The organism is Gammaproteobacteria bacterium CG11_big_fil_rev_8_21_14_0_20_46_22, from assembly GCA_002796245.1.
In the GTDB taxonomy this organism is placed as follows: Bacteria; Pseudomonadota; Gammaproteobacteria; order UBA12402; family UBA12402; genus 1-14-0-20-46-22.
Map to the genome: position 1 here is coordinate 36,227 of PCWT01000028.1, position 9,797 is coordinate 46,023.

Annotated in this window: 10 protein-coding genes; 7 read left to right on the forward strand and 3 right to left on the reverse strand. The window is 47.9% G+C overall.

The genetic code is table 11. The features are described from left to right. Nucleotides 1–58: 58 nt before the first annotated feature. Nucleotides 59–748 (forward strand): 5'-methylthioadenosine/S-adenosylhomocysteine nucleosidase, encoded by a 690-nt coding sequence (locus tag COV52_03495; protein PIR11538.1) that lies wholly within the window; start codon nucleotides 59–61, stop codon nucleotides 746–748. Here COV52_03495 and COV52_03500 read toward each other — a convergent pair. Further along, nucleotides 726–1,316: a rhomboid family intramembrane serine protease gene (locus tag COV52_03500; GenBank protein ID PIR11539.1), complete on the reverse strand. Its 591-nt coding sequence runs from the start codon at nucleotides 1,314–1,316 to the stop codon at nucleotides 726–728. The two genes, COV52_03495 and COV52_03500, sit on opposite strands and share 23 nt — an antisense overlap. A 55-nt stretch (nucleotides 1,317–1,371) precedes the next feature. Here COV52_03500 and COV52_03505 point away from each other — a divergent pair, with 55 nt between their 5' ends. After that, complete coding sequence (locus COV52_03505) at nucleotides 1,372–2,421, forward strand: GMP reductase (protein PIR11540.1); 1,050 nt, start codon at nucleotides 1,372–1,374, stop codon at nucleotides 2,419–2,421. On the opposite strand, the gene COV52_03510 is transcribed toward COV52_03505, so the two are convergent. Beyond that, complete coding sequence (locus COV52_03510) at nucleotides 2,396–3,301, reverse strand: multidrug ABC transporter permease (protein ID PIR11541.1); 906 nt, start codon at nucleotides 3,299–3,301, stop codon at nucleotides 2,396–2,398. The genes COV52_03505 and COV52_03510 overlap by 26 nt on opposite strands. A 136-nt stretch (nucleotides 3,302–3,437) precedes the next feature. On the opposite strand from COV52_03510, the gene COV52_03515 reads away from it, so the two are divergent. Genes COV52_03515 through COV52_03525 form a run of 3 tightly spaced genes read left to right on the forward strand, consistent with a single transcriptional unit; the run spans nucleotide 3,438 to nucleotide 6,048 of the window. Beyond that, nucleotides 3,438–4,085, forward strand: coding sequence for a nicotinamidase (locus COV52_03515; GenBank protein ID PIR11542.1), 648 nt, complete (start codon nucleotides 3,438–3,440; stop codon nucleotides 4,083–4,085). Continuing rightward, nucleotides 4,082–5,236 carry a nicotinate phosphoribosyltransferase gene (gene pncB, locus COV52_03520; protein PIR11543.1) on the forward strand — a complete coding sequence of 385 codons (1,155 nt, stop codon included), beginning with the start codon at nucleotides 4,082–4,084 and terminating at the stop codon, nucleotides 5,234–5,236. Before COV52_03515 ends, pncB begins: the two co-directional genes overlap by 4 nt. A 26-nt stretch (nucleotides 5,237–5,262) precedes the next feature. Then, a complete protein-coding gene (locus COV52_03525; GenBank protein ID PIR11544.1) occupies nucleotides 5,263–6,048 on the forward strand; it encodes a sulfate transporter CysZ in 786 nt (261 codons plus the stop codon). Here the strand turns inward: COV52_03525 and COV52_03530 are convergent. Beyond that, complete coding sequence (locus tag COV52_03530; protein PIR11545.1) at nucleotides 5,879–7,690, reverse strand: hypothetical protein; 1,812 nt, start codon at nucleotides 7,688–7,690, stop codon at nucleotides 5,879–5,881. The two genes, COV52_03525 and COV52_03530, sit on opposite strands and share 170 nt — an antisense overlap. Nucleotides 7,691–7,754: 64 nt before the next feature. Between COV52_03530 and COV52_03535 the strand changes: the two genes are divergently transcribed. Together COV52_03535 and COV52_03540 are read left to right on the forward strand one after the other, a co-directional pair. Further along, entirely contained in the window at nucleotides 7,755–8,732 is a 978-nt protein-coding gene (locus COV52_03535; GenBank protein PIR11546.1) for a glycosyltransferase, read from the forward strand. Between the two features lie 47 nt (nucleotides 8,733–8,779). After that, a complete protein-coding gene (locus COV52_03540) occupies nucleotides 8,780–9,733 on the forward strand; it encodes a hypothetical protein (GenBank protein PIR11547.1) in 954 nt (317 codons plus the stop codon). The last annotated feature ends 64 nt before the right edge of the window (nucleotides 9,734–9,797 follow it).

Below are 9,797 nucleotides of genomic sequence, written 5' to 3' on the forward strand. Positions count from 1 at the left end.
CGTTTGATGAGGCCGTCAAATTTCATGGTATACTGCGCGAAATTTTCAGGAGTAGTGTATGATGGTAGCTATTTTAGCGGCGATGACAGAAGAGATTTCCATTTTAAAAGATGCGCTTCTTAAGCCCGTGTCCCACGCTATTGGCGATCAAGTCTATTACTCGGGTGAGCTTTCAGGGCGTGAGGTCGTCTTGATGCAATCGGGTATTGGTCGCGTGAATGCAGCGATGACCACGAGCCTGTTGCTGCAGGCGGCTAAACCTCTGGCCGTAATCAATACCGGTACGGCAGGCGGCTTGCATGCTGACTTGCGCCCGGGCGATGTGGTCTTAGCTGATCGCTTGGTGTATCACGACGTGGATAACCGAATTTGGGGTTACAGGTTTGGTCAGGTACCTCAGATGCCGGCTGAATACCTTGCCGATGCACATTTGAGCGGTCTCGCTCAGAAGAGTGTATTGCTCGATGGACACAAGCTCATGACAGGCTTGGTCAGCTCAGGCGAATCGTTCGTCGCTTCAGATCGGCAAGTTAAGGAGATACGCCAGCACTTTCCCGATATCTGTGCTGTGGACATGGAGTCAACAGCTGTGGCTCAGGTCTGTCACCACTTTAAAACACCTGTGGTGGTCATGCGTGCGATTTCTGATACGGCGGATCACAAAGCTGCCCTCACGCATGAAGAGTTTTTGCCCCTGGCCGCCAAAACTTCTTCGCAAGCCGTGCTTAGATTATTGGCGTGTATATAAAATAGGCCGCTGCTAAACCTGCGATCAGGCCATAGAGATGTGACTCCCAAGACACACCCTTATCGCTGGGGACAATTTGCAAGAACAAGCCGCTGAGATAGTACAAGCACAATACACCGGTGAACACGGCGATGAGGTTCGGGTTTAGGTAGGCCTTGAATAGCAAAAATCCCCAATATCCCATGATCACGCCGCTGGCACCGATGTGGATCGCTTTTCGCCCCAAGAGCCAGGTGGCTAGCCCACCACCGATAACGATGATGAGTGTGGCTTCGATAAAGGCGGTTTGTCCGTACAGCAACATCAGGTTGATCAACAAAAACAGCGGGATCGAGTTGAACAGTAAATGGGAGAAATTGGCGTGTAAAAAGGGCGCAAAAATCACCCCTGGCAGCCCGGCGACCCTGCGCGGAATGATGCCAAAATAATTCAGTCGATACCGCAAAGCAACGTTCACTATGTGAACAGCCCATAAAATGGCCACGATGCCCAGGGTCAGCGTCAAATTCTGGCGGCTGACATCGATCAACGCTGAGAGTTGCTTGGCCCAGTTGTTCATGTTTTTCATCCAAAGTTTCTGGTAGAATACAGCCCTTATTGTGAGCTGAAAAGGTCAAATCATCATGCGTATAGAAGAAGATATCAAGCTGGATTTTAAAGACGTCCTTATTCGTCCCAAGCGCAGCACCTTGCGTTCTCGCTCTGAAGTTGAGCTTGTTCGTGAGTTTAAATTCCCCCATGCCAATAAAGTTTGGCAGGGCGTACCTATGATCGCAGCAAACATGGATCATACCGGTACGTTTGAGGTGGCTAAGGTTTTAGCTAAACATCAGATGATGACGGCGATTGATAAGTTTCGCACGGTTGAAGATTGGGAGATGATGAAGCAACATCACCCTGAAGCCTTGAACTTTGCTTTTGTGAGTTCTGGCACGCGTGATGATGATTTTAATAAACTGGCAGACGTGTTGAGAAAAACGGGCGCCGAGTTTATTTGTTTGGATGTGGCCAACGGCTACTCCCAACACTTCGTGGATTTTGTGAAGCGCACGCGTGATGCGTTTCCAGATAAGATCATTATGGCAGGTAACGTTGTGACCGGCGAGATGACGGAAGAGTTGATTTTATCCGGTGCTGATATTGTCAAAGCCGGCATTGGCCCGGGCTCGGTTTGTACCACGCGTAAAAAAACAGGTGTGGGCTATCCGCAGCTTTCAGCTGTTATTGAGTGTGCCGATGCGGCGCACGGTTTGAAAGGCTTGGTCTGCTCCGATGGCGGTTGCACGGTCCCTGGCGATGTGTCTAAAGCCTTTGCTGCTGGCGCGGATTTTGTCATGCTGGGCGGTATGTTTGCCGGTCATGATGAGTGCTTGGGCGAAGTCATTGAAGAAAATGGCCAGCGATTTAAGCGTTTTTATGGCATGAGCTCGGCTGAAGCGATGACAAAACACCGTGGCGGTGTGGCAGAGTATCGCGCGAGTGAAGGTAAGTCGGTGAATGTGCCTTACCGTGGACCTATCGAAGAAACGGTTTTGGATATCTTAGGCGGTGTGCGTTCAACCTGTACCTACGTCGGCGCAAGCTCGCTCAAGGAGTTGTCAAAGCGCACCACCTTTGTGCGTGTATCACAACAGCTCAATGAGGTGTTTAATCCTCATCATGTCTCGGGTTAGCACGATAGGCGTTAATTTTTCGTGTCACGAGATATAAAGCGATTAAAATCAGCACGACAGCGGTCGTGCTAATGGTATTTAAGGTCTCATCAAAAAAGATAAAGCCCCAAATCAGACCGGTGATGCTGACCACGCAGGCCACGAAACTGTAAAACACAGGTCCTGCATTATCGAGTACGTCGAAAAACAAGATATACCCAATGCTTGAGAGAATGATCTCGATGATCACCGCTAGAATACCTGCGCCATGAGCAACATGGGGCTCAAAAAAATGTTGGCTGGTCAAAAGTACGGGTGAGATTAATATGGCTGAGCTCATGAGCATGCCCATGGATAAGACTAAGGAGCTTGGCTTTTCTGGCCTGAAGTGAGCAGCAAAGAGCGCGCAAAGCGCGAAACACAAGGGTGAAATCAGTGCAATAAAAATCCAAGCCGTGTGATAGCCTAAGACACCGTGAGCGCCGGGAAGCGTCATGAGCATCAGGCCTGCAAAGCCGAGGAGTACGGCGAATAAGCGGGACCAGTAGAATCGCTCAAGCTTAAATAGTCTTGCTAAAGGGTACATCATCAGCGGCACCGTGTTCACAACCACGGCCAAAAGCCCGGCGGGTAAATGCGCTGCGGTGATATACATGGTGGTGTTCGGTAACGCCACGCCCAGTAGGCCTGTGACCAGGAAATAGATTAAAATTTTGGGTTGAAACGGTAAGGGTGCTTTGCGTTTAAGGCATAGAGCTAGCAAGAAAAGTGCAGGCCCCAAGCTTTGGCAGAATGCATAACCTAGGGGTGTGACGCCATGGAGCACGGCAAAGCGAGCAATCGAGTAGCCTGATCCCCAAATCAAGCCGAGTAAGATAAGCAGTTTTAAGGCCTTTGGCACGATCAGCTCGCTTGTGTTCAGTGGTTTTGTTGGCTGATAATAACAGGCTGCTTTCTATCAAGCCAACCCTGACAGATGATAAAAAGCCGCGTATACTGGCTGTCTTTGTTGAAGCCAAAAAGCACAAGGGGAGCTTATGAGTGTTCAACTGCCTGAGAAGCGATTGATCGCGAGTTTTGATGTGGATGCACAGAAAACCTTCACACCGGAATGCCCGGATGAGTTGCCTGTGCCGAGCGGTGGCCAGATTGCCGATGCTTTGAACCGACAAGCCGAGTATGCCGCTTACCGCATTGGTTCAAAAGAAGCGCATTGTCCTAGGGCGCATTGGGTGGCGAGCGAAAAACACCCGGCGTTTACAAAAATGGATGCGCCGAATATGGATTCCTATTGGCCTGCTCACGCAGTGCCGGGTACTTTGGGTTTCGAAGCGATTGATGGCTTGCCCAAGCCCACTGATTATGATTTTTTCGTGTGGAAAGGTATTGAGTTGGATTTGCACCCGTACGGTGCGTGTTACCATGATTTGCACAAAAAGCTATCGACGGGTGTGATAGAGTTTTTGCGGCACAAAGGGGTTGAGTGGGTGCTGGTCGGCGGTTTGGCCACGGATTTTTGTGTGGCTGAAACTGTGGATCAATTAATAGATGCCGACTTTACGGTAGTGTTGAACCTTTCAGCCAGTCGGGCGATTAACACGCTCGGTGCTGAAAAAGTCTGTGATAGGATTCTCGAGCGTGGTTCACATGTGATTGACTCCTGCGATGAGTTGATGCTTGCATGAGGCTCGTTTCTTTATTGGATAATGATCTCTATAAATTCACGATGCAGCAAGCAGTGCTTCATCGCTTTTCTGATGTTGAAGCCGAATATACCTTAATTGTGCGTGATGATGATTTGGATTTATCCTGTGTTAAAGCGCCTCTGATTGAATCTTTAAAGACTTGGCCATCGCTTGCTTTTCAAAAAGATGAATTAGCGTATTTAGACAACTTGCCGTTTTTTCAGCCAGACTATATTAACTATTTGAGCGGTTTTCGCTTGAACCCAGATTATGTGCATATCGAAGAGGGGGCGGGCCTGCACTTAAGGGTGTGCGGTCCTTGGCTTGAAACGATTCTGTTTGAAATTCCCTTGTTGATGAGTATCAGCGAATTATATTATCGAAACACTTATCCTGGTCTTGACCTTTCTGAGGGCAAACAACGTTTAGCTCAGAAAATCACTAAGGCGCAGGGTGCAGAAGCCTCGGGTTTTGCGTTTGCTGATTTTGGTACGCGCCGTCGCTTGAGTCATGACTGGCAAGCGTTTGTCCTGAAAGAGTTTCAAAGCAAGTTGGCGAATTTTAAAACTACAAGCAATGTGTATTTTGCTAAACAGTTTGGGCTCTCACCCATTGGCACCATGGCGCATGAATTTATTCAGGCCGGTCAAGCCCTGGCAGGCAATTTGCGCGATAGCCAGCGTTTTGCTTGGCAAACGTGGCTTGATGAATATGGCGATCAGCTTGGTATCGCGTTAACGGATACGTTGGGTCAGGCGGCATTCTTGCGTGATTTTGATACGCATTTTGCGACAGCCTTTGCAGGTGTCAGACAAGACTCTGGCGATCCGTTTGAGTGGGGTGAGAAGATCATCGACCACTACAAGGCGTTAGGTGTAGATCCGGCGACGAAAATCTTGGTGTTTAGCGACGCACTCACAATTGACAAGGCATTGGCCCTGCATCAGGCGTTTGCCGGCCAGATTCGTGTGGTGTTTGGTATCGGCACACATTTGATGAATGATGTGGGTGTGGCGGCTTTGCCTATTGTGATTAAACTTTCAGGGTGTCGTGGACAAGCCGTGGCAAAATTATCTGACACGCCTGAGAAAATTTTTTGTAAAGACAGTGAGTTTTTGGCGCGCCTTGAGCAAAGCGCTCGGCAAGCGTAAACTTCTTTGAAAAGGTGAGGTGATCTATGCAACGACGTTCTTCAAGCGGTTTTGGTTATTTGCTGTTGGGCTTTAGTATGCTGACGAAACCGGGCGTTAAGCGATTTGTCCTCATTCCTTTGGTGATCAACGTTGCTTTGTTCGCAGTACTGTTTTTTTTCGCAGGCCATTATTTTGGTGATTTTGTTGGCTGGTTGGATCATAAGCTGCCGACTTGGTTGCATTGGCTTAATTGGATACTGTGGCCGCTGTTTGTTTTATCTGTGTTGTTTGTGTTGGCGTATTTCTTTGTGATTGTCGCCAATATTATTTCAGCCCCCTTTAATAGTTTCTTGGCTGAAAAGGTCGAGTGGATAGAGGCGGGCCATAAGCCTAATCCTGACGACACGATGACAGATGCACTGAAAGATATTCCTCGTGTGTTATCGCGCGAACTCGCAAAGCTGAAGTATTATTTGCCCAGGGTCGTGGTTTTGCTGATTCTCTTTTTAATTCCCGGCATTAACTTGGTGGCCACGGTTCTTTGGTTTGTTTTTGGATGTTGGTCGATGTGCATGCAATATTTAGACTACCCCATGGATAATCATAAAGTGTCACTGGTACTCATGCGAAAAGCCATGCGCCAACAGTTAAGCTTAAGCCTTAGCTTTGGTTGCGCGGTGGTGATTGTCTTGATGATTCCGGTGCTGAACTTTTTGGTGATTCCGGCTGCGGTAATTGGTGCGACGCTGATGTGGCTGGATTACCGGCATCAGTGGCTGGGCGATTCTGCGTCAGCACATAGTACGGACCAAATTGAGCCAGTATCGTAGGGTTCTTATCGATTTTTTGATAGAACTGATTTAGGCTCTTCTCATAAACAAACACGATGACCTGTTGGGATGACTGCCATTTTTTCTGTAGCTCTTGCTCGTTGAGCAAGAGTGAAAAATTGCGCTGCATTTTCGCGCCTTTTGCGAGCTCACCTTGCCAGTTGTCACCCCGTAATATTGCTGGGTCATGCCAGCCATACGTGACAACGTACATGTTCTTTTGCATATAGAAGGGTAAGTCGCCATCGTAATTCATGTAGCTCACCACAATCCCATTCTTGTTTAGATGTGATTTGATAAATTGCGCGGCTTGCTTGTCGGTTGAGGGTACATAGTAGTGTAGGCTGCTGTACGTCAGCGTGAAAATTGCCATGCTCGCAATGATCATGAAGCTGCAATAGCGTGTGAAGCTTGTTCTCAGCCAGCGAAGTTTTGCGCCTAAAAATAAGGTAAGGACCAGTGATAAGGCAAAACTTACGATGAACACCGTGGGTGCTTTGCCTGAGTGAATTAAATGTTGTGGTAGGAAAAAAATCGCCACAATGCAGGCAGTGATCAATATCGCCAAGGCCCATAAGCTGATGCGTGTTGAGCGCCTAGCAAAAAGCTGCTGCCAATGTAAGTCGAAGTAGCGGGCGATCAGCATCGCCAGTGGCGGGAAAATAGGCAGAATATAGCTTGAGATTTTTGAGGCCGGGATCGAGAAAAAAACAAGAATCAGTACAGTCCAAAGGATTAGGTACCATTCTTTACTGGCAGTGCGCAGGTGTCTTAAGCGTTTGCACTGGTCAAGTAATGTTTGTGGAATAAAAACAGACCAAGGCAGCATGCCCGCCAATACAATAAGCGGATAATAATAAATGGGGTTATGCATATTAAAGTGATTGCCAGAAAAGCGATCAAATTGTTGAACCACAAAAAAATAGTGAAAAAACGCATGCGTTTGATATTCCGCCATGAAATACCAGGGCGAAACGAGTAATAGAATGATAATAAGTCCACTGAATAGGCTCATATGCTTTAGCTGGCGCCACTCGTGTAAAATCAGCGTCCACATGCCGATAATCATGATCGGAAACACAATGCCCATGAGTCCTTTGGTGAGAATAGCCAAAGCGGCAAACACGTAGGCCACCCAGAAATAGGCTTTGCGGGCGAGACCCGGTTTGAGTTCTAAGCCCATGATCGCAAACCACAGTGCGCCGGATAAGAGCACAGCAATGCCCTCGTCCATATTGGTGTAGTGTGCCTCAAAAAAATACAAGGGGCTGGTCATTAAAATAAAGCTCGCCACGATGGCGGTACGGCGATTGAATAAGGCTCGTCCTGCGATGTAGATCAAGCCAACACCCAATATCCCAAAACACATGGGTACAAAACGTGCGGCAAATTCGGTGATGCCGAAAGCTTTCATGGAAAAGATTTCCAGCCAATACACGAGAATGGGTTTATCCAGGAACGTGTTCCCGTCTTGTTTTGGGGTGATCCATTGGTGGTGTCGTAGCATTTCTTGGGCAATCCCGGCGTAGCGACCTTCGTCTGGGGTAAGAAGGATGTAGCTGTGGATAAATACGATGTAAAAAAGGGTGCAAGCAGCAAGGATAAAAATGAGATCGAAAAAAGCAAGAGTTGTGCGGTTCATCTTTTACGCAAACCTTAAATGGGGTTATACTTACGGCAAATTAGGTCGCGAAGTGTAGCATGCTATGCCAAAAAATACCCGAAAAAATCGTCTGGCCAGCCGAGAGCTCTTTATCTCTTGTGTGGTGCCATTGCACAATGAAGCTGAAAATATTGAGGCTTTTGTTCAGGCTTTAAGCGCAAAGCTTACAGAACACACTGATCATGCTGAGATTATTTTGGTTGATGATGGCAGTCGTGATGACACGGCCGCTATTGTGGTCTCAAAGCTCTTATCTGATCAGGTCAAATTCATTCGTTTTTCACGCAATTTCGGTAAAGAAAAAGCGCTCACAGCCGGTTTGAATCGCGCCTCGGGTGAAGTCTGTATTTTGATCGATGCGGATTTTCAGCACCCGGTTGAAACCATTGATAATTTTTTGGCAAGTTGGTCTGAGGGCTATGATATGGTCTATGGCGTGCGCGATAATCGCAACGCCGAGACCTGGTTAAAGCGCAGTTTCACGCGCATGTTTTATTGGTTCATGAAAAACATGGGCGAAATTTCTGTCCCCGCTAACGCAGGCGATTATCGTCTGCTCGATAAAACTGTCGTGGATGCCTTAAACCGTTGTGGCGAGCGTAGCCGGTTTATGAAGGGTTTGTATGCTTGGGTGGGCTTTAAGTCTATCGAGGTGGTCTATCCCGTTGCCGAGCGTCGTGCTGGCGACTCGTCTTGGAATTTTTTTCGCTTAACGGAGCTTGCGCTTACCGGTATTTTTTCTTTTTCAGATATCCCTTTGCGCGTCTGGAGCTTGGTGGGCTTGTTTGTTTCAGCACTATCATTTTTGGCGGCACTTTATATCATTATTGATACTTTGCTGTTTGGTGAAACCGTGCCGGGCTATGCCACTTTACTGACAGTCGTGGTGTTTTTTGGCGGTGTGCAAATGCTTTCCATTGGCATTTTGGGTGAGTACATTTCTCGCGTATTCCAAGAGGTGAAGCGGCGCCCACAGTATATTGTTGCCGAAAAATACGGTTTTGATGTGGAAGAAGCTTGACAACAAATGATCCTGGGGGCGCGCTTTAAAAGGTAGGCAGGTGACTTATGACGATGACGTCGATCGCTATATTGGACGGGTTTTTTGCTGTTATTCAGCGGGCGTTGACTGACACGGGAAGTTTGAGTCAATTTCTTTCAGCCAATGTGGCAAGGCCGGCTTGGTATGCCGCCATGGCAGAAGCCTATCGCTACGCCGCTTTTCTTGAGCAGGAATTGCGTAAAAATAAGGAGCAGCGTCTCTCTCTTGGGGCCACAATGGCTAGTGCATCGCTGTTTATGGATTCTCGGCGTCCGCCCTCGCCAGGGAGAGGCGAAGCCGACGGCGCGCAGCCCGCGGTAGCTGACGATTCTCCGAAGAGCGTAGCGAGTCCTGAAACTCTTTCTGCCCGGGCCCAGCCACCTGAGGCTAGCGACCCGCTCTCTTCTTCTTCTTCAGGTGTTGATGATCCTCCAGTGGACCCACTAGAACCAAAAGCTCAACGGAGACCAGCACTGCCCCGGTATTTATCTCGTGTCAGCTCAATAGCGCTGCTTCAGGCACAGCTTAGCCAGACAAACGCTTTAACTCTACCGCCCTCGCCAGGGAGAGGCGAAGCCGACGACTCGCCTGTCAGTTCAATAGCGCTGCTTCAGGCACAGCTTAGCCAGACAAACGTTTCAGCTCTATTGGGGCAAGATTTTTCTGATATTGTTAAAGCGCTAGGTGAAGAAGAAGGCTTTATTCAAACGGCGAAGAAGTTTTGTAGGGCATTCAAGGAATTTCAAGGAAAAACAGAATCAGAGTGTATCAATTTTTTGAGCGATGCCTGTGCTTTAGGGCTACTGCTCCACCCTGAAAAGGCTGAGTGTAATCGCAGTCCGCTCGGCGTATTGGTTAAAACGCTGGTTGATCAGCTAAGTGATTTAAAGCTGCCTGGGTTTATTGCTTTCACAAAGCATCATCTTGTGTATGAAACAATAACGCATTTGTTGATCCTAGATTCCGCAGTTAGAAGCTGAAATAATCTCACTTTAGTCGAAAAATCTCGGATTTAAGTGATGAAAACACCTTTTTTAAAAACTC

Coding starts and splice junctions, on each gene's coding strand:
- COV52_03505 (PIR11540.1), top strand. CDS start 1,372: ATGCGTATAGAAGAAGATATCAAGCTGGATTTTAAAGACGTCCTTATT.
- COV52_03500 (PIR11539.1), bottom strand. CDS start 1,316: ATGAAAAACATGAACAACTGGGCCAAGCAACTCTCAGCGTTGATCGAT.
- COV52_03530 (PIR11545.1), bottom strand. CDS start 7,690: ATGAACCGCACAACTCTTGCTTTTTTCGATCTCATTTTTATCCTTGCT.
- pncB (PIR11543.1), top strand. CDS start 4,082: ATGAGGCTCGTTTCTTTATTGGATAATGATCTCTATAAATTCACGATG.
- COV52_03540 (PIR11547.1), top strand. CDS start 8,780: ATGACGATGACGTCGATCGCTATATTGGACGGGTTTTTTGCTGTTATT.
- COV52_03525 (PIR11544.1), top strand. CDS start 5,263: ATGCAACGACGTTCTTCAAGCGGTTTTGGTTATTTGCTGTTGGGCTTT.
- COV52_03535 (PIR11546.1), top strand. CDS start 7,755: ATGCCAAAAAATACCCGAAAAAATCGTCTGGCCAGCCGAGAGCTCTTT.
- COV52_03515 (PIR11542.1), top strand. CDS start 3,438: ATGAGTGTTCAACTGCCTGAGAAGCGATTGATCGCGAGTTTTGATGTG.
- COV52_03495 (PIR11538.1), top strand. CDS start 59: ATGATGGTAGCTATTTTAGCGGCGATGACAGAAGAGATTTCCATTTTA.